This is a genomic window from Aeromonas sp. R4-3 (assembly GCF_040908275.1).
Lineage (GTDB): Bacteria > Pseudomonadota > Gammaproteobacteria > Enterobacterales > Aeromonadaceae > Aeromonas > Aeromonas rivipollensis.
In genome coordinates this window covers 22,298-40,162 of the sequence record NZ_JBFODK010000004.1, presented here as the reverse complement: position 1 = coordinate 40,162, position 17,865 = coordinate 22,298, and the positions used below count along the sequence as shown (strand labels likewise).

Genomic DNA, 17,865 nt, shown 5'->3' with positions numbered 1-17,865 from the left:
CCTGGGATTATTATTATGCGTGGTGTCGGCGCTCTGTCGGCAGTCTATCACTGGCACATCATGGCGTCAGGCGCCATCTGCCTAACTTCTCCCTTAGTGCTGGCGTTGTGAGGTTCGGCCTATATAATGACGCCCCTTGATAACGTTGGATTCCGAGGTTTTGTGCATGCGGCTCGATAAATTTCTTTGCGATTGCTCCGATTTGACCCGTTCCCAGGCGGGCAAGCTGATCCGTCAGGGGGAGGTGATGGTGGACGGTATCCTGGTCAAGCAGCCCGCCTTCCACATCAATGAGCAGAGCCTGATCGAGTTTGATGGCGTGACCTTGACCCTGAATCAGCAGAATCGCTACTTCATGCTGCACAAGCCGGAAGGCTACGTTTGCTCCAACGAGGACCCCGATCACGCCACCGTCTTCCACCTGCTGGATGAGCCCGCCATGGGCAAGCTGCACGTGGTGGGCCGGCTCGATCTCGACACCACAGGCCTGGTGCTGATCACCGACGACGGCAAGTGGTCCCACCGCATCACCTCGCCGCGCCACGAGTGTGCCAAGACCTATCATGTCTGGCTGGCCGACCCCGTGAGCGAGGATGCCATCTCGCTGTTTGAAGATGGCGTCTACCTGCGCAACGAGACCGACAAGACCCGCCCCGCCCAGCTGGAGATCCTGGGGGAGTGCGAGGCGCGCCTCACCATTCACGAGGGCAAGTACCACCAGGTGAAGCGGATGTTTGCCGCCATCGGCAACAAGGTGATAGGGCTGCATCGGGAGCGGATCGGGGCGCTCGGCCTGGACGACCAGCTGGCACCGGGGGAATACCGGGAGCTGACCGCCGAGGAAGTGGCCCAGTTTTAATCGCGCCATCCGACGGCGAACGTTCGCAATGATGTTACCGCGTCCGATTACGCCGCGACGCGGCTAATCGAACCTGCAGAACCAATTGAATTTTGTAGATTCGAATAGCGAAGCCTGTTCGGACGATCCTGAGGATTGGGTGTAGGTTGGCGCGAAGCGGAGCTAAGCCCAACATCAACCCCCGACTTACCCCGCTCCCAATACCATGGCCGTGCCCAGGGTGGCCAGCAGGGCACCGGCCCAGGCGGGCAGGGCAGGGCGCATCCCTGAGTGCCACCACAGCAGGGGCAGCAGTATGACCGGGGTGGTGGAGGAGAGGATGGCCACCATGCCCACGTCCCCCTGGCGCAGGGCAACCAGGATGAGCGTCATCCCGAGCGCCATCGCCAGGAAACCGTTGATGCCTATCATGCCCAGCACCTGGCGGTTGATGGGGTTGTGCGGCATGGCCAGCGGCACCCGCAGCACCCGCAGGGCACAGTGCGCCAGCAGGGCGCTCCCCATGCGGATGCCGGAGGCGCTCACCGCGTCCACGTTGCCAGCCATCATCACAGGTTTGGCGATGATGGCCCCCAGGCTCTGACAAAGAGCCGCGGTCAGGCCGAGGGCGATGCCGACGGCGAGGTGGCCGCGCACCTGCTCCCACTCGTTGTGCTGTTGGGCCTGCTGCGGGTTGCCACGGCGGCCGAACAGGATGGCGAGCATGACCCCGGCTAGCACCAGCAAGGCCCCCACCAGACGCCAGCCACCGAGTTGTTCGCCGAACAGCCAGAGCCCGAGCAGGGCGGAGAAGAGCGCATGGCAGGAGAACAGCAAGCCGCTGCGCCTGGGGCCAAGCCGGTTCATGCAGGCGAACAGGGCGGTGTCACCGACGAAGATGCCGATGAGCCCCGACAACGCCAGCAGTGGCAGGGCGCTCTCGGTGAGTGTCTGCCAGCCCCCCGTGATCAGGCTGGCGCTGGCCAGCATCAGGCTGACCAGAAACATCCGCCAGCGGCTGTAGGCAAAGGCCCCCAGATGGCGCGCCGGTTTGACGGAAATCAGGGCCGCGACGGCCCATAAACTGGCGGCAGCCAGCGCCAGCCACTCATACCCCATAAAGACCCCTGAAACGGTAAAAATCAGCCGGGCTGATGCCAGTATCGAGCGCCATGGCGGCCTGACTGACCTTCATGCGAGGCGAGTCGAGGGGGCCCTCAGGCGATCTTGCGCACCCATGGCTGATAGTTGGGAAAAATCCCCTGAAAAAAATAGCCCGAAAGACTCCATCTGCCGGGCAAGCCCGATACAATACGGGGCGTCTTCGGGGATAACAAGCGCGGCATCATGCATTCGTTTTAAGGCGCGCCGCCGGCCTTCCCCTTCTTGAAATAAAGTGAATTGAACGAGGTTGATGTCATGCTTTACCGTTTCGCCGCCCGGCCAGCCCGTCGCTGGCTCTCTCCCTTGCTGCTCGGACTAATGCTGGCGCCGCCGTTGCAGGCGACCACAGTGGTGCAGCAGCCTGCCCTCTCCGACAGACAGACCCTGGTCAAGGGCAACGGCGCCGAACCCGAGTCCCTCGACCCTGCCCAGATCCGCTCCGGTTTCCCGGGGGAGGTGGTGCTGGTGGACTTGTTCGAGGGGCTGGTCAGCGAGGATGGGCAGGGCAGGATAGTGCCGGCGCAGGCCCAGCGCTGGGAGACGCGCGAGGATGGCCTGGTGTGGCGCTTCTTCCTGCGTCCGCAGCTCAAATGGTCCAACGGCGAGCCGCTCACCGCCCGGGATTTCGTCTACGCCTGGCGGCGTCTTCTGAGCCCGGCGCAGGCCTCGCCCTCCGCCGGTCTCTTGCTGGCGACCGGCATCAACAACGCCCAGTCCATCTATGCCGGTGCCCTCGATCTCGATGCCCTGGGGGTGGAGGCCGAGAGCGATCAGATCCTCAAGGTGACCCTGGAGCGGCCCGTACCCTACTTCCTGCAGCTCATCAGCCAGCGCCCCTTCGTGCCGGTCAACGAGCGGGCCATCACCCTGTTTGGCAAGCAGTGGACCCAGCCTGGCAAGCTGGTCAGCAATGGCCCCTACCGGCTGGTGAACTGGGTGCCGAACGAGCGTATCGAAGCCGAGCGCAACCCCCAGTACTGGGATGATGCCCACACCCGGATCCAGCGGGTGACCTATCTGCCCCTGGCTTCCCAGCACGCGGAGCGGTTGCGCTACGAGGCGGGGGAGATCCAGCTCACCAACAAGGTGGCGCTGGAGTATTACCAGAAGACCATGGAAGAGACCCCGGAGCGGATCTGGGGTCTGCCGTTGCTGGGCACCTACCTCTATACCTTCAACCTGCGCCGCCCCGAGCTGCAGGATGTGCGGGTGCGTCAGGCGCTCTCCATGGCCATAGATCGCCGCCTGCTGACCGAGAAGGTGAGCGGCCAGGGGGAGCGGCCGGCCTGGTCCCTGTTGCCCGGCATGCCGGATTACGAAGAGCTGGGTTCGGCGCTGGCCCTAGAGGACATGCCGACCCGTCTGGCCAGGGCTGCCGCCCTGCTGACGGCGGCGGGCTACAACAGTGCCCACCCCCTCAAGCTGACACTGACCTACAACACCTCGGAGAACCACAAGAAGCTGGCCCTGGCGGTCGCGGCCATGTGGAAGCCGCTGGGGGTGGAGGTCAGCCTCAACAACATGGAGTGGAATGCCTATCAGGTGGCCAAGGACAGCGGCGACTTCATGCTGGCTCGCTCCTTCTTGTTTGGTGACTATGTCGAGCCCTCGTCCATGCTGGGCAGTTTCCGTTGTCAGGATCCCCAGAACGAGAGCGGCTACTGCAACCCGGCCTTCGACGGCCTGTTGCAGCAGGCCGCGGACACCCTGGATGGCGCCGCCCGAAGCGGGCTCTACCGCAAGGCCGAACAGCTGCTGATGGAGGAGATGCCTGTCATCCCCGTCTATCACTACAACCAGATGAGGCTGGTGGACCCCGCCCTGCGCGGCCTGCCGAGCAGCAACCTGAAGGGGGCGATCGCCACCAAGGATCTCTACTTCAGCCAGCCATGAGGAGTGCGCGATGAAGATAGCCATCATTTCCGATCTGCACGGTAGCCTGCCTGCCCTGGAGCAGGTGCTGGCGCAGCTTGCACCCTGGCAGCCGGATCACTATCTGTTGCTGGGGGATCTGCTCAACCACGGCCCGCGCAATCCGGTGCCGGCGGGCTATGATCCTGCCGCCGTGGCGGCGCGGCTCAACCAGCTGGCCCCCCGGATCATGGCGGTGCGGGGCAACTGCGATTCCGAAGTGGATCAGATGCTGCTGCACTTCCCCATCACGGCCCCCTACAACCAGCTGCTGGTGGACGGGCGGCGCTGGTTCGTCAGCCATGGACATCTCTATGATCCCGAGGCGGTGCCCCTGCCGGCGGGCAGCCTCTTCATCAGCGGCCATACCCACCTGCCCGTATTGCGACGAGAAGCGCGGCAAGAAGGGGAACTGGTGTTGGTGAACCCGGGTTCCATCTGCTTTCCGAGGGGAGAATGGGCGGCCAGCTATGGCCGTTATGAGGATGGCGTCATGAGCATTCATGCCTGCCGCGATGGAGCAAGGCTGATGGAACTGGTGCTCTGACGGCAGGGTATCAAGAGAAGGAAGGAGAGAGAATTAGGCCTTGATCCCCAGGGAGCGGGTACCGGAGCGGGTATTGCCCTTGGCGTCATAGGTCAGGGAGTTGCTGTCTCGCAACTTGCTGAGAAAGCTCGCCAGGCGGCGATTGGAGATGATGCTGAGCTCGAGCAGCCGACCGTTGAGGTTGTTCTGCTCCTGACAGGCTTCCAGCTTGGCTTGCAGGGCCTGCAACTGGGTCGGGAAGGCGCCGAGTTGTTGCTGCAGATCGGGCAGCTCGGCCAATCTCTTGTCCAGGGTCTCGATGGCCTCAAGCAGTTGCTGCTTGCGCTCGGCCAGCGCCGGCAAGGCCAGGGCCCGGTGTGCCTTGAGCAGGTCAAATTCTTCTGCCAGCAAACCTTGCATCTGGGAGAGGTTGTCGTCCTGGGCGTGCAGCAGCGAAGGCAGTTCCATCATCCCAGCCGTTTGTCCAGATCCGCTTCGAAGCTGAACATCTTCCTGGCCACGGCTTCGCTGTTGACCTTGTATTCACCACTGGCCACGGCCTTCTTCAGGCTTTCGACGCGGCTCTCGTTACCGGTGGAGGCGGTGTTGAGGGACTTCTGCATCTGTTGCAATTGCTGCGCCTCACTGGTCAAGGAGACAGAGTCGGTCTTGACGGTCGCCGCGCGATTGCTTTCGGCAGAGGTCGCGGACTTGGTGGCTACACCTTGACTGGTCCCACTGTTTTGCAACCGGCTGTTTGCCAAGTTGTTGATATTGTTGATAGCCATACGGTTTACCTTCGTCTGCTTTGCTGTTCGCTTACCTGTTTATCGGTGACGGCGGTCAGAACTTTAGAAAAAAATTGCTGCATTAATAAAGCAGTCAGAATGTGACCACCACAGAGCCGACGGCACTCACCTGGCCCTGCACCGCTCTGCCCGAACGAATGTTAACGAGCCTGATCATGTCTCCGAAGCTGCCATCTTGCAAGGCTCGGGCCATGGTTTTGATCTGCATGCTGCTGTTTTCCGCACTCAGGGTGACCTGGTCCCCCTTGCAGACCACGCAGACCTGGGTGAGCCTGATGGGCTGGCCCGGCTTGAGTTCACGCTTGCTGCGCACCCCGATAAGGGAGGCCGGGTCGGTGAGATAGTCACCGCGGATCAGGGTCTGATCCTGGTAGGCCAGGGTCAGCATGGACTCGCTCAGTATGTCCCCTTTGGCTACGGGAGCCGCGACGGTGACATAGGGTTTCTGGATGCTGACCCGCACCGGGAGATAGAGATCCCAGGGTTTGTCTCCCTCGCATTTGAGGTAAACGGTGGTGTTGCGGCGGATCTCCATCTTGGCCGGAAGGGAGATAGTCAGCCCCTCTTCGCAGTGGTTCAGGGGGAGGCGCTCATCTATGGTGCCGGCGGTCACCTCGGCCTGGGCATCGAGGGGAACATCCAGCTGGTCGAGGACGAACGTCTGTGCCTGCTCCTGCAGATAGTCGGTCACCTCGGATGCCATGGCGTGAGAGAGGCTGCAAAACGGCAGTAAGATGAGGAAAAGTCTATTAATCATTTTTGCTTACCGGTCGATAAGTTGTTCACGTACACCATCGCAGTTAACTATGCTTGCTGCAGATTTCGGTTGTCGAGACATCGATAGTCTGATGCAAGCCAATGTGCATGCACACACAACATGCACGATCAGTGCCAAGCGTTTTTTTAGGGAGTGTTTATGGCGAGTATTCTGGACTCGGTCAACCAACGGACCCAGCTGGTGGGACAAAACCGGTTGGAGCTGCTGCTGTTTCGTCTCAACGGACGTCAAAGATTTGGCATCAACGTATTCAAGGTACGTGAGGTGCTGCAGTGCCCTCCCTTGACCGTCATGCCCAAGCTCAACTCCTGCATTCGCGGTGTGGCGCACATTCGCGGCCAGACCATCTCGGTGATCGATCTCAGCATGGCGATGGGCAAGCGCCCCATCCAGGACATCTCCAAGTGCTTCATCATCATCTCCGAGTACAACAGATCCGTTCAGGGGTTCCTGGTCCATTCGGTCGAGCGCATCATCAACATGAACTGGGAGTCCATACTGCCGCCCCCCAAGGGCGCCGGTCGCATCAACTACATGACGGCGGTGACCGAGGTGGATGGCGAGCTGGTGGAGATCCTGGATGTGGAGCGCATTCTCAACGAGATCTCGCCGGTCTCCACCGAGGTGAGTGCCGAGCTGGTGGAAGCCAGCGTGGAGCGCAATCCCCACGGCCGTCCTGTGCTGGTCGCCGACGACTCTTCGGTGGCGCGCAAGCAGGTACAGCGGGCGCTGGAGGCCATAGGGGTGCAGTGCGTGCTGGCCAAGGATGGACGGGAGGCCCTCAACATGCTGCTGGAGATGGCCAAGCAGGGCCCGATCCTCGATCAGATTGCCCTGGTCATCTCCGACATCGAGATGCCGGAGATGGATGGCTACACCTTCACCGCCGAGATCCGCAACAATCCCAACCTCAAGGATTTGCATGTTATCCTGCACACATCCCTCAGTGGGGTGTTCAATCAGGCTATGGTGCAGAAAGTTGGCGCGAACAACTTCATTGCCAAATTCCAGCCTGATGAATTGGCCAAGGCCGTACAAGGCGCTCTCTAATAAAGAAGAACAACTGCATGAAGACACTTTCGGACGACTTATACAGGCAATTCAGCAATTTTCTGGCGCAGCAGAGCGGCATAGTGCTGGGTGACAACAAACAGTATCTGGTCAAGAGCCGTCTGTCGCCCTTGATGACTCAGTTTGGTATCGAGAGTCTGTCTGAACTGGTGACCCGGGCTATGAACGTGCGTGAACGGGAGCTCAAGATGGCCGTGGTCGATGCCATGACCACCAATGAAACCCTGTGGTTTCGCGATACCTACCCGTTCCAGCTGCTGAGTGACAAGATTTTCCCCGAGCTCGGCAAGAGTGGTCGTCCCATCAAGATCTGGTCTGCGGCCTCCTCCTCCGGGCAGGAGCCTTACTCCATCGCCATGACGGCGCTGGAGCAGCAGGTCAAACGTCCCGGCACCTTGCCGGGCGGGGTGCAGATAGTGGGGACCGACATCTCCAGCACCATGCTCAACCAGTGCAAGGAAGGGGTCTACGACAGCCTGGCACTGGCTCGCGGCCTGTCACCCGAGCGCAAGCGGCTGTTCTTTGAGCCCTGTGGCGACAACAAGATGCGGGTATCGGAGCGTGTCAGAAAATTGACCAGCTTCCGGCCCCTGAACCTGCTGGAGAGCTACAGCCTGCTCGGCAAGTTTGACATCATCTTCTGCCGCAACGTGCTCATCTACTTTGCGCCTGAGGTGAAGTCCAAGATCCTCAACCAGTTTGCCAGCAGCCTCAATCCTGGTGGCTATCTGATGCTGGGGGCCTCGGAGTCCCTGGCGGGCCTCACCGACAAGTTCGAGATGATCCGCTGCAACCCCGGCATCGTCTACAAGGTCAAATAACTCCCCCCTCGTCCCTCTTTGGCACACCTCTTGCTAAACATTCGTGAAGCAGGAGGTGCGCTATGGCAATTTCATTCGACAAGGCATTCGGTGTTCACCAGTACACGCTGAGCGTTCGCGCCAAGCGTGCGGAGGTGTTATCGAGCAACATCGCCAACGCGGATACGCCGGGCTTCAAGGCCCGTGACATCAACTTCTCCCAGGCGTTGCAGGATGCCCAGAGCCAACAAGGGTTCGGGCTGTCCACCACCAGCGAGAAGCATTTCGCCTTGCAGATGGATGCCCCCGGGTCGACCCAGTATCGCAACCCCCTGCAACCGGATACAGGTGACGGCAATACGGTGGATGTGCAGCAGGAGCGCAGCGAGTTTCTGCGCAACAGCCTCGAGTACCAGGCTTCCCTCGAATTCATGAATGGCAAGATAAGCGGCCTGCTTAAGGCGTTGAAAGGAGATCAGTAATGAGTTTGTTCAAGGTCTTTGACATTGCAGGCTCTGCCATGAGCGCGCAGTCCGTCCGCCTCAATACGGTGGCCAGCAACATGGCCAACGCCGACAGCGTCAGCTCCAGCGTGGAAAAAACTTACCATGCCAGGCGGCCAGTCTTTGCCGCCCAGCTGGATCAGGCCATGTCAGACAAGCAGGCCTCGGTAGGGGTGGATGTGAAGGGCATAGTCGAGAGCGATGCGCCGCTGCTCAAGGAGTACAACCCGAACCACCCCATGGCGGATAAGGATGGCTTCATCTTCAAGCCCAACGTCAACATGGTGGAGGAGATGGCGGACATGATAGCCGCCTCCCGCAGTTACCAGACCAACGTCCAGGTGGCGGATGCGGCCAAGAAGATGCTGCAGCAGACGCTCGGCCTCGGCAAGTCCTGATAGAGGTGAACCCGGATGAGAGAGATCAGTGACGGTCTGCATGACCGCGACCATGGGTTCGACCTGTACGGCACCCGGCAAACCCGGACAGAGGGGGAATCATAAGTGGCAGATACCTATGACAGCCTGCTGGGGGTCAACCGGACGTCGTCCGCCCAGACCAATAACACCAACACCCCGACCCAGAAGAAGGAGCTGGATCAGGAGTCCTTCCTGAAGCTGCTGACCATGCAGCTCTCCTACCAGGATCCGTTCAAGCCGGTGGACAACGCCCAGATGCTCTCCCAGATGACCTCGATGTCGACGTCCCAGGGGATCAGCAGCCTCTCCACCCAGATGGAGAGCCTCAACAGCCTGATGACCTCCAGCCAGGCGCTGCAGGCCTCGGCCCTGGTGGGTCAGAACGTGCTCATACCCTCCAACACCGGTTATCTGGAGAAGGGGAGCACCCTTTCCGGCGTCATCGCCACCGGGGACGGTGGCAGCAACGTCAAGGTGACGGTGAAGGACGAAAGCGGTCAGGTGATCAAGGAGTTCTCCATCGAAGGAGACCAGAAGGGGAATGTGGCCTTCGAGTGGGATGGCAAGGACAAGGACGGCAACCTGGCCAAGAGCGGCAAGTATTCGATAGAGGCGCACGCCACCGTCAATGGCAAGTCCGAGAGCGTGCCGGCCCTGACCTATGCCAAGGTGGAGAGCGTCACCCTGGGCACCAGCACCAACCCCAGCACCCTCAAGCTCAAGGGACTGGGTGGCATCTATCTGACCGACGTATTGGAAATTGGCGGGACGACCGGCAAGTCGACTGCGACACCGACGCCGACCCCTAACGCAGTGATCTAAGGAGAAAGACATGTCATTCAACAATGCCCTCAGCGGCATCAATGCGGCTCAAAAAGACCTGAACGTCACCGCGAACAACATTGCCAACGTCAATACTACCGGCTTCAAGGAGTCCCGCGCCGAGTTCGCCGACGTCTACGCCAACTCCATCTTCGTCAACGCCAAGACCCAGGTCGGCAACGGGGTGGCGACGGGGGCTGTGGCGCAGCAGTTCCATCAGGGGGCGCTGCAATTCACCAACAACGCGCTGGATCTCGCCATCCAGGGCAACGGCTTCTTCGTGACTTCCGATGGCCTGACCAACCTGGATCGCAGCTACACCCGCTCCGGCGCCTTCAAGCTCAACGAAAGCAGCTACATGGTCAGCAACTCCGGCGGTTACCTGCAGGGGTACGAGATCAACTCTGATGGCACTCCCAAGGCGGTGAGCATCAACGCGACCAAGCCCATCCAGATCCCGGACAAGGCCGGTGAGCCGGTCCAGACCTCGCAGATAGAGGCCAGCTTCAACCTGCCGTCCACCGCCTCGCCGCTGGCGGCGGGCAATGGCGCCGCCGATGCCTCCAAGTTCGACCCCAAGGATTCGAGCACCTACTCCTCCTCCACCTCTGTGGTGGTCTACGACTCCCTGGGGGAGCCGCACACCATCACCCAGTACTTCGTCAAGGAAGCTGATCCCGCGAACCTGACCCAGCCTGCGAGCCCGACGGCCTGGCGCATGTATATGTATGAAGGGGACAAGCCCATCGACGTCGTGGGTGGTGCCGCCACCACCATGGCCACCGGCCTGAGCCAGGCCCCCCTGAGCGCCCGCGTCACCTTCGATGCCTCCGGCAAGATGCAGACCCCCACCACGCCGGCCATCATCAAGACAGAGCCGCTGGGCACCCCGGGCGCCGGCATCATCAACAATGGCGCCGATGGCACCCAGGAGATCGAGCTCAAGCTCGGTACAGTGACTCAGTACGCCTCGCCGTTCGAGGTCAACAAATTGACCCAGGACGGCTCCACCGTCGGCCGGCTGACCAAGGTTGAAATCACCGCAGACGGCATAGTCTCGGCGACCTACAGCAACGCCACCACCGTCAAGGTGGCCATGGTGGCCATGGCCAAGTTCGCCAACTCCCAGGGGCTGACCCAGGTGGGGGACACCTCCTGGCGCCAGTCCCTGCTCTCCGGTGATGCCCTGCCGGGCACCCCGAACTCCGGCACCTTCGGCTCCATCAAGTCGTCGGCCCTGGAGCAGTCCAACGTGGATCTGACCACTGAGCTGGTGGACCTCATCACCGCCCAGCGCAACTTCCAGGCGAACTCCCGTTCGCTGGAAGTGAACAGCTCACTGCAGCAGAACATACTGCAGATCCGCTAAGGTTTTTCGCGGTTGCAAGGGGCGCTCATGCGCCCCTTGTCGTTTCCGGCGCGGCGTTTTTTCCTCCGCTGTTTCGCCCTTCCCATATCTCTTGGCACTCAATTTGCAGTTGTCCTGCGAGAGTCATCTGTTTGACGGAGGATCCCATGGATCACCTGCTTTATATCGCCATGTCCGGGGCCAAGGAGAACATGAACAGCCTGGCTGTGCGTGGCAACAACCTGGCCAACGCCAACACCATAGGCTTCAAGTCTGACTTCGAGCAGGCGCGCAGCATGCAGGCGTTTGGCGAAGGACTGCCCACGCGGGTGTTCGCCATGACCGAGCGGCCGGGTCAGAATCTGCAGCACGGCCTGCTGCAGACCACGGGGCGGGATCTTGACGTCGCCGTCGACGGCCAGGGCTGGATTGCGGTGCAGGATCCCAATGGGGCAGAGGCCTATACCCGCATGGGCAATCTGCAGCTCAATGCCACCGGCAATCTGCAGACCTCCACCGGGCTCAACGTGGTGGATGACGCCGGTCAGCCCATAGTGCTGCCACTGCCCATGGAGAAGATCGAGATCAACCGGGATGGCACCATCAGCGGCCGTCCCGAGGGTGCCGCCGCCAACCTGCCGGAGGATTTCCAGCGCATCAAGCTGGTCAATCCGCCGAGCGATGCGGTGGAGAAGGGCCAGGATGGCCTGTTTCGTCGCAAGGATGGCCAGAAGGAGGCAGCCTCTGCCGAGGTGGGCCTGATCGCCGGCTCCCTCGAGGGAAGCAACGTCAACGTGGTCGACGAGATGACCAACCTTATTCGCTTGCAACGTCAGTTCGAAACTCAGGTCAAGATCATGAAGACCGCCGAGGAGAATGACGAGGCACAAACCCAGCTGCTGCGTATCAGCTAATCAAGGAGCATGACATGAACTCTGCACTCTGGATTCGCACATCAAAAGATGACATGACCCTGCACCCTAGATCCGCTAATTAAGGAAGATGAAATGAATCCTGCACTCTGGATCAGCAAGACCGGCCTCGATGCCCAGCAGACCAACATTTCGGTCACCTCGAACAACCTGGCGAACGCCAGCACAGTGGGCTACAAGAAGGCCCGCGCCATCTTCGAGGATCTGCTCTATCAGAACATCAACCAGCCGGGTGGTCGCTCCTCGGCGGATACCGAGCTGCCCTCCGGCCTGATGCTGGGGGCGGGGGCCAAGGTGGTCGCCACCCAGAAAAACCACAGCCAGGGCAACGTCCAGACCACGGACAACTCCCTGGATCTGATGATAAGCGGCCGCGGCTACTTCGAAATCCAGCTGCCGGACGGCAGCGCGGCCTACACCCGCAACGGCCAGTTCACCCTCAATGACGAGGGCACCATAGTGACCCCGGGCAACGGCTACCCGCTGCAGCCGGAGATCCAGATCCCCGAGAATGCCCAGAGCGTGACAGTGGGGGAGGATGGTCAGGTGTCCGTCCAGCTCAAGGGGGATGGTCAGTCCCAGGTGGTGGGCCAGATCAACACCACCGACTTCGTCAACCCGACCGGCCTGCAACCCATGGGGGAGAACTTGTTCCTCGAGACCCAGTCGAGCGGCGCCCCCATCCAGGGCACGGCCGGCGCGGACGGCCTGGGGGTCGTCAAGCAGGGGATGCTGGAGACCTCCAACGTCAACGTGACCGAGGAGCTGGTGAACCTCATTCAGGCCCAGCGCGTCTATGAGATGAACTCCAAGGTCATCTCGGCAGTAGACTCGATGATGTCCTTCCTGACCCAGCGCACCTAATCCTGAAACATAAGCGGAGGCCCATGATGAAAGCCCTATGGATGCTGGGCCTGCTGACACTGGCAGGCTGTACCAGCACCCCCAATACCGCCAGACCCGACGACCCCGAATTCGCCCCCGTGTATGGCGAGTCGGAGCCGGTGTCGGTACGCCCGACCGGGGCCATCTTCCAGCCCGAACAGGTCAACGGCATCTACTCGGACATCAAGGCCCATAGAGTGGGTGACATCATCACCATAGAGCTGGCGGAATCGACCTCGGCGTCGAAGAAGGCCAATACCCAGAGCGGCAAGAACAACAAGATGGAGCTGGAACCCGTCACTCTGGGCGGGGTGCCGGTGACGGCAGGCGCCTATGATCTGTCGGCTTCCATCGGCCAGAGCAGCGCGTTCAAGGGCCAGGCCAAGGCGGATCAGAGCAACAGCCTGCAGGGCAACATCTCGGTCAGCGTGATCAAGGTATTGCCGAACGGCAACCTGCTGGTGCGCGGCGAGAAGTGGATCATGCTCAACAACGGCAACGAATACATCCGCATCACCGGTCTGGTGCGCCCAGAGGACGTGAGTTCGGAGAACAGCGTCTCGTCCCAGCGGGTAGCCAATGCGCGCATCCATTACGGCGGCACCGGCGATCTGGCCAACACCCAGGAACAGGGGTGGCTGACCAGCTTCTTCAACGGTCCCTGGTGGCCCATTTAATACTCGGGCTCCGGATCGTCAGTGGCGACCCGAAGCCGGAATGGTTTAGTTAGGAGATGTCATGAACCGACTCCGTTTGCTCGGCCTGCTGTGCTGTATCTTGCCGCTTGGGCTGGCGCACGCCTCCCGCATCAAGGATCTCAGCTCGGTGGAAGGGGTGCGCAGCAACCAGTTGATCGGCTACGGTCTGGTGGTGGGCCTGCCCGGCACGGGCGAGAAGAACAACGCCTTCACCGAGCAGACCTTCAGGACCATGCTCAACAACTTCGGCATCAAGGTGCCGGACAACATCAAGCCCAAGATCAAGGACGTGGCGCCCGTGGCCATTCACGCCGATCTGCCCCCCTTCTCCAAGCCGGGCCAGACCATAGACGTCACCGTCTCCGCCATCGGCGAGGCGAAGAGTCTGCGGGGCGGCACCCTGCTCCAGACCTTCCTCAAGGGGCTGGACGGCCGCGTCTATGCGGTGGCCCAGGGCAGCCTGGTGGTCGGTGGTCTCGGGGCCGAGGGGGCGGATGGCTCCAAGGTGGTGGTCAATACCCCGACAGTGGGGCGCATCGCCAACGGGGCGACAGTGGAGCGTGAAGTGCCGAACTCCTTCTCCCAGGGGGACACCATCACCTTCAACCTGAACCGGCCCGACTTCACCACGGCCCGCCGGGTAGCCGACGTGGTCAACGATCTGGTGGGTCCCAACACGGCCCAGGCCCTGGACGCCACCTCCATCAAGGTGTTTGCCCCGCGGGATCCGAGCCAGCGGGTCTCCTACCTCGCGACCATCGAAAACCTGGAAGTGGATCCGGCCACCGAGTCCGCCAAGATCATCGTCAACTCGCGCACCGGCACCATAGTCATCGGCAGCGAGGTCAAGCTGCGGCCCGCCGCCATCAGCCATGGGGGCCTGACGGTCACCATCGCCGAGAACCAGCAGGTCTCCCAGCCCAATCCGCTGGCGGGGGGCGAGACGGCGGTCACCAACAACTCCACCATCAACGTGCAGCAGGATCCGGGGCGTATGTTCAAGCTCGACACGGGGGCGACCCTGGACGATCTGGTGCGGGCGGTGAATCAGGTGGGGATAGCCCCGGGGGATCTGATGGCTATCCTGGAGGCCCTTCAGCAGGCGGGCGCCATTCAGGGACAGCTGGTCATCTTGTAACAGGCTGTCCCGGCGAGTCTCTGGGTTGGCGGCGCAGCAGCCAGCCCAGAGAGCCAACAGGTAATACAGTCATTTCTTGAGCGGCAAGAGGTTGCCACGGGCGGCAAAGAGGAAGGTTATGGCAGAGTTCGACACCCAGAGTGGTATCAATCTTGGCATGGTGCAGGACGTTCAGAACCTGGACAAGCTGCGCCAGATGAGCCACAGCAAGGAAGGGAAGCAAGAGGCACTGATGGCGGCGGCCCGCCAGTTCGAGTCCATCTTCACCCAGACCCTGTTCAAGGGGATGCGCCAGGCCAACTCGGTGTTGACCCAGGACAACCCGATGAACAGCAGCTACACCCAGTTCTACGAGGGGATGCTGGACGAGCAGCGGGTCTCCGATATGTCGAGCAAGGGGGGTCTTGGCATCGCCGAGATGGTGGCCAAGCAGTTCTCTCCCGAGAAGACCTTCACCCATAACGACGGCCGGGTTCTCAAGCTGCCCCAGCGCACCGAGCGGGTCTACAAACCCTATGAAGCCCCCAGCGCCTCCAACGATCTGATCGCAGCCTCCAAAGTTGGCAAAGATTTTGCTGATAACGAGATGAGGAGCGAGATGAAGGGTGAGCTGAATGGGGCCGAGTCTCCGTTGAACCTGCCCAGACGCCCCCATCGCACCGTGCCTCCCATGGGCAGCAGCCCGCGGGCCTCGGCCCTGGATGAGAGCGCCAAGGTGTTCGACAGTCCGGAGGAGTTCGTCGAGCGTCTGATGCCGCTGGCCAAGAAGGCGGCGGACAAGCTGGGACTGAGCCCGGCGGTACTGGTGGCCCAGGCCGCCCTTGAGAGCGGCTGGGGCAAGCGGGTGATCAAGGATGGGGAAGGGCAGATGAGCCACAACCTGTTCGGCATCAAGGCCGATCCCCGTTGGGAGGGGCCCAAGGCCGTGGTGAGCACCCTGGAGTACGAGCAAGGGGTGGCGTCGCGCCAGAAGGCGGCGTTTCGCTCCTACGAGTCGTTTGAAGAGAGCTTCAACGACTATGTGGACTTCCTGACCTCGGGGACCCGCTACAAGGGGGCGCTGGCCAAGGTGGACAGCCCGGATCGCTACTTCGAAGCGCTGCAGCAGGCCGGTTATGCCACCGATCCCCAGTACGCCAGCAAACTTAAACAAGTGTTGCGCAGTGATGCCATCGCCGGCTACTCGATGCCCGGCAACGTTGCGACCAGGAACACAGAGATGGAGCTGTAAGCTATGGCAAGCGATCTGCTTGGAATCGGGACTTCGGGTGTATTGGCCCAGCAGCGACTGCTGCAGACCACCAGTAACAACATAGTGAACGTCAACAGCCAGGGCTATGTACGTGAACGCACCCTGATCTACACCAATTCCGTCGGATTGGGCACGGGCGACATGGTGAGCGAGCGGGTCATCAACGCCTACGCCCAGGCTGAGGTGCGCCGCGATACCTCCGCCTACCATGCCGCAGGCTCGCGCTACGATCAGCTGTTCCAGCTCGACAGCCTGCTGGGGGATGCCAGCAACAGCGTGGGCACCACCATCACCTCCTACTTCAAGGCCTTCCACACCGCCAACGAATCGCCGGCGGAAGTGGGCGGGCGCAAGACCACCCTGAGCGAGCTCAGCGGCATGGTTGATCGCTTCCACACCCTCTCCGCCCAGCTCGACAAACAGAGCGACACCATCAACTCCACCATAGGGGACGAGACGGACAGGGTGAACAGCCTGCTCAACAGCATCAACGATCTGAACCAGGCCATAGTCCGCACCCAGGGCTCGCCGGAGGAGAACCTGATGCTGTTCGATCAGCGTGACGAGGCTATCCGCCAGCTATCCGAGAAGATGGAAGTCCGCACAGTGACCCAGCCCAACGGCAGCATGCTGGTCAACATGAGCACGGGGCACTCCCTGGTGCTGGACGGCGGCGTGGCCCAGTTCAAGGTGGTGCCGGGCAGCCCGGACTCCCGGGATGCGAGGCTGCAACTCACCCTGGGGGCCAACCAGGCCAACATCAATGACAAGGATCTGGGGGGCGCCATCGGCGGCCTCTTCACGGCGCGCAACGATCTGGAGCCCGCCAAGCGGGAGCTGGGGCAACTGGCGGCCGCCATGGCCGATGCCATGAACCAGCAGAACCGCCTCGGCATGGATCTGGACAACGAGCTGGGGGGGGATCTCTTCTCCCTCAAGGGGAGCCAGGGGCTCCCCTATGCCGGCAACCAGGGCAACGGGGCGGCCAGCGTCAACTTCGTGCCCGGCAAGGGCTCAGAGGTGACCACCTTCGATTACGAAGTGCAGTTCAACAGCGCCACCGGTTATGAGGTCTTCTCCATCGACGGCTCAGGCCAGCGGACCTCGGTGGCGACTGGCACCACCCCCCCCGCCAAGTTCGAGGTGGCGGGGCACGGCATCGAGATCGACCTGTCCGGCACCCCGGTCGGGGGCGACAAGATAGTGCTGCAACCCACCAAGCACGCCGCCGCCGGCATGGATCAGGCCGCCACCAGGCCGGAAGACATTGCCCTGGCATCCCCCATCAAGGCGGACAAGAATTCCCAGAACCTGGGCTCGGGCGAGATCAAGGTGAACAGCGTCTACAACACAGGCACGGGGTCGGGCTTTGGCACCAACAGCCTGGACCCGAACGCTCCCCAGGTCATCAAGATCGACGGCAGCGGCAACTACGAGGTCTATGACAAGAACAACAACCTGCTCGGGGTGGCCCCTGCCTCCAGCAAGGGGCAGAACCTGATGTCCGCCCTCGAGATGCCGCTGGGGACGCCCATAGTGCCGGCCCTGACCCCGGGCTACGACTTCAGCATCACCGGCAAGGTGGAGGCAAACGACAGCTTCACCCTGAGCTACAACAAGGATGGCTTTGCCGACAACGGCAACGGGCTGGCGCTGGCGGAGCTGCAGAACAAGGAGCTGGTGCGCAAGAACAACAACGCCGCCACCAGCAACGACAAGATGACCTTCAACGACGCCTACAGCGCCCTGGTGACCGGGGTGGGCAACAAGGCCAGCCAGGCCAAGACGCTGCTGCAGGCCAATGAGGCCAAGCTGACCCAGAGCACCGCCATCTTCGAGAGTGTCTCCGGGGTCAACCTGGAGGAGGAAGCGGCCAACCTCATCCGCTTCCAGCAGTCCTATGCGGCCTCGGCCCAGATAGTCAATACCGCCAAGACCATCTTCGATACCCTGTTGTCTTCCGTGAGGTAA

Annotated in this window: 19 protein-coding genes; 15 read left to right on the top strand and 4 right to left on the bottom strand. The window is 61.6% G+C overall.

What is annotated here, in order from left to right; genetic code table 11:
• Positions 1-166 precede the first annotated feature (166 nt).
• A complete protein-coding gene (rsuA, locus tag AB5Y91_RS01190; RefSeq protein ID WP_368168873.1) occupies positions 167-859 on the top strand; it encodes a 16S rRNA pseudouridine(516) synthase RsuA in 693 nt (230 codons plus the stop codon).
• 186 nt (positions 860-1,045) lie between these two features.
• On the opposite strand, the gene AB5Y91_RS01185 is transcribed toward rsuA, so the two are convergent.
• On the bottom strand, positions 1,046-1,957 hold the full coding sequence (locus tag AB5Y91_RS01185; RefSeq protein WP_163153919.1) for a DMT family transporter: 912 nt from the start codon (positions 1,955-1,957) through the stop codon (positions 1,046-1,048).
• Between the two features lie 300 nt (positions 1,958-2,257).
• Here AB5Y91_RS01185 and AB5Y91_RS01180 point away from each other — a divergent pair, with 300 nt between their 5' ends.
• Together AB5Y91_RS01180 and yfcE are read left to right on the top strand one after the other, a co-directional pair.
• Positions 2,258-3,895 (top strand): peptide ABC transporter substrate-binding protein, encoded by a 1,638-nt coding sequence (locus AB5Y91_RS01180; RefSeq protein WP_368168872.1) that lies wholly within the window; start codon positions 2,258-2,260, stop codon positions 3,893-3,895.
• Between the two features lie 10 nt (positions 3,896-3,905).
• Positions 3,906-4,460 carry a phosphodiesterase gene (yfcE, locus tag AB5Y91_RS01175; RefSeq protein WP_163135158.1) on the top strand — a complete coding sequence of 185 codons (555 nt, stop codon included), beginning with the start codon at positions 3,906-3,908 and terminating at the stop codon, positions 4,458-4,460.
• Positions 4,461-4,493: 33 nt separating this feature from the next.
• Here the strand turns inward: yfcE and AB5Y91_RS01170 are convergent, their stop codons facing one another.
• The 3 genes from AB5Y91_RS01170 to flgA form a co-directional block, all read right to left on the bottom strand.
• Complete coding sequence (locus AB5Y91_RS01170) at positions 4,494-4,910, bottom strand: flagella synthesis protein FlgN (protein WP_163135156.1); 417 nt, start codon at positions 4,908-4,910, stop codon at positions 4,494-4,496.
• Positions 4,907-5,227, bottom strand: coding sequence for a flagellar biosynthesis anti-sigma factor FlgM (gene flgM / locus AB5Y91_RS01165; RefSeq protein WP_163135153.1), 321 nt, complete (start codon positions 5,225-5,227; stop codon positions 4,907-4,909). Before flgM ends, AB5Y91_RS01170 begins: the two co-directional genes overlap by 4 nt.
• A gap of 94 nt (positions 5,228-5,321) precedes the next feature.
• Positions 5,322-5,927 (bottom strand): flagellar basal body P-ring formation chaperone FlgA, encoded by a 606-nt coding sequence (flgA, locus tag AB5Y91_RS01160; protein WP_316044153.1) that lies wholly within the window; start codon positions 5,925-5,927, stop codon positions 5,322-5,324.
• 237 nt (positions 5,928-6,164) lie between these two features.
• Here flgA and AB5Y91_RS01155 point away from each other — a divergent pair, with 237 nt between their 5' ends.
• The 12 genes from AB5Y91_RS01155 (at position 6,165) to AB5Y91_RS01100 (ending at position 17,865) form a co-directional block, all read left to right on the top strand.
• On the top strand, positions 6,165-7,076 hold the full coding sequence (locus AB5Y91_RS01155) for a chemotaxis protein CheV (protein WP_025327540.1): 912 nt from the start codon (positions 6,165-6,167) through the stop codon (positions 7,074-7,076).
• Positions 7,077-7,093: 17 nt separating this feature from the next.
• Positions 7,094-7,918 carry a protein-glutamate O-methyltransferase CheR gene (locus tag AB5Y91_RS01150; protein ID WP_005329773.1) on the top strand — a complete coding sequence of 275 codons (825 nt, stop codon included), beginning with the start codon at positions 7,094-7,096 and terminating at the stop codon, positions 7,916-7,918.
• 62 nt (positions 7,919-7,980) lie between these two features.
• Positions 7,981-8,379: a flagellar basal body rod protein FlgB gene (flgB, locus tag AB5Y91_RS01145; protein WP_005329774.1), complete on the top strand. Its 399-nt coding sequence runs from the start codon at positions 7,981-7,983 to the stop codon at positions 8,377-8,379.
• Positions 8,379-8,798 (top strand): flagellar basal body rod protein FlgC, encoded by a 420-nt coding sequence (gene flgC, locus AB5Y91_RS01140; RefSeq protein ID WP_005329775.1) that lies wholly within the window; start codon positions 8,379-8,381, stop codon positions 8,796-8,798. The genes flgB and flgC overlap by 1 nt, the downstream gene beginning before the upstream one ends.
• A gap of 105 nt (positions 8,799-8,903) precedes the next feature.
• Positions 8,904-9,641: a flagellar hook assembly protein FlgD gene (locus AB5Y91_RS01135; RefSeq protein WP_163153917.1), complete on the top strand. Its 738-nt coding sequence runs from the start codon at positions 8,904-8,906 to the stop codon at positions 9,639-9,641.
• A gap of 10 nt (positions 9,642-9,651) precedes the next feature.
• A complete protein-coding gene (gene flgE, locus AB5Y91_RS01130; protein WP_106886358.1) occupies positions 9,652-11,010 on the top strand; it encodes a flagellar hook protein FlgE in 1,359 nt (452 codons plus the stop codon).
• A 146-nt stretch (positions 11,011-11,156) separates the two neighbouring features.
• On the top strand, positions 11,157-11,903 hold the full coding sequence (gene flgF / locus AB5Y91_RS01125) for a flagellar basal-body rod protein FlgF (RefSeq protein ID WP_111910120.1): 747 nt from the start codon (positions 11,157-11,159) through the stop codon (positions 11,901-11,903).
• 93 nt (positions 11,904-11,996) lie between these two features.
• Positions 11,997-12,785: a flagellar basal-body rod protein FlgG gene (flgG, locus tag AB5Y91_RS01120; RefSeq protein WP_033131136.1), complete on the top strand. Its 789-nt coding sequence runs from the start codon at positions 11,997-11,999 to the stop codon at positions 12,783-12,785.
• Positions 12,786-12,811: 26 nt separating this feature from the next.
• Positions 12,812-13,483, top strand: a complete 672-nt coding sequence (gene flgH, locus AB5Y91_RS01115; protein WP_111910119.1) for a flagellar basal body L-ring protein FlgH — start codon at positions 12,812-12,814, stop codon at positions 13,481-13,483.
• A gap of 61 nt (positions 13,484-13,544) precedes the next feature.
• On the top strand, positions 13,545-14,642 hold the full coding sequence (locus AB5Y91_RS01110; RefSeq protein ID WP_234569703.1) for a flagellar basal body P-ring protein FlgI: 1,098 nt from the start codon (positions 13,545-13,547) through the stop codon (positions 14,640-14,642).
• 118 nt (positions 14,643-14,760) lie between these two features.
• Entirely contained in the window at positions 14,761-15,873 is a 1,113-nt protein-coding gene (gene flgJ / locus AB5Y91_RS01105) for a flagellar assembly peptidoglycan hydrolase FlgJ (protein ID WP_368168871.1), read from the top strand.
• A 3-nt stretch (positions 15,874-15,876) separates the two neighbouring features.
• Complete coding sequence (locus tag AB5Y91_RS01100) at positions 15,877-17,865, top strand: flagellar basal body rod C-terminal domain-containing protein (RefSeq protein WP_368168870.1); 1,989 nt, start codon at positions 15,877-15,879, stop codon at positions 17,863-17,865.

Coding starts and splice junctions, on each gene's coding strand:
- flgE (WP_106886358.1), top strand. CDS start 9,652: ATGTCATTCAACAATGCCCTCAGCGGCATCAATGCGGCTCAAAAAGAC.
- AB5Y91_RS01185 (WP_163153919.1), bottom strand. CDS start 1,957: ATGGGGTATGAGTGGCTGGCGCTGGCTGCCGCCAGTTTATGGGCCGTC.
- flgF (WP_111910120.1), top strand. CDS start 11,157: ATGGATCACCTGCTTTATATCGCCATGTCCGGGGCCAAGGAGAACATG.
- flgH (WP_111910119.1), top strand. CDS start 12,812: ATGAAAGCCCTATGGATGCTGGGCCTGCTGACACTGGCAGGCTGTACC.
- AB5Y91_RS01180 (WP_368168872.1), top strand. CDS start 2,258: ATGCTTTACCGTTTCGCCGCCCGGCCAGCCCGTCGCTGGCTCTCTCCC.
- AB5Y91_RS01170 (WP_163135156.1), bottom strand. CDS start 4,910: ATGATGGAACTGCCTTCGCTGCTGCACGCCCAGGACGACAACCTCTCC.
- AB5Y91_RS01155 (WP_025327540.1), top strand. CDS start 6,165: ATGGCGAGTATTCTGGACTCGGTCAACCAACGGACCCAGCTGGTGGGA.
- flgC (WP_005329775.1), top strand. CDS start 8,379: ATGAGTTTGTTCAAGGTCTTTGACATTGCAGGCTCTGCCATGAGCGCG.
- flgG (WP_033131136.1), top strand. CDS start 11,997: ATGAATCCTGCACTCTGGATCAGCAAGACCGGCCTCGATGCCCAGCAG.
- AB5Y91_RS01110 (WP_234569703.1), top strand. CDS start 13,545: ATGAACCGACTCCGTTTGCTCGGCCTGCTGTGCTGTATCTTGCCGCTT.
- AB5Y91_RS01100 (WP_368168870.1), top strand. CDS start 15,877: ATGGCAAGCGATCTGCTTGGAATCGGGACTTCGGGTGTATTGGCCCAG.
- flgJ (WP_368168871.1), top strand. CDS start 14,761: ATGGCAGAGTTCGACACCCAGAGTGGTATCAATCTTGGCATGGTGCAG.
- flgB (WP_005329774.1), top strand. CDS start 7,981: ATGGCAATTTCATTCGACAAGGCATTCGGTGTTCACCAGTACACGCTG.
- rsuA (WP_368168873.1), top strand. CDS start 167: ATGCGGCTCGATAAATTTCTTTGCGATTGCTCCGATTTGACCCGTTCC.
- AB5Y91_RS01150 (WP_005329773.1), top strand. CDS start 7,094: ATGAAGACACTTTCGGACGACTTATACAGGCAATTCAGCAATTTTCTG.
- flgM (WP_163135153.1), bottom strand. CDS start 5,227: ATGGCTATCAACAATATCAACAACTTGGCAAACAGCCGGTTGCAAAAC.
- yfcE (WP_163135158.1), top strand. CDS start 3,906: ATGAAGATAGCCATCATTTCCGATCTGCACGGTAGCCTGCCTGCCCTG.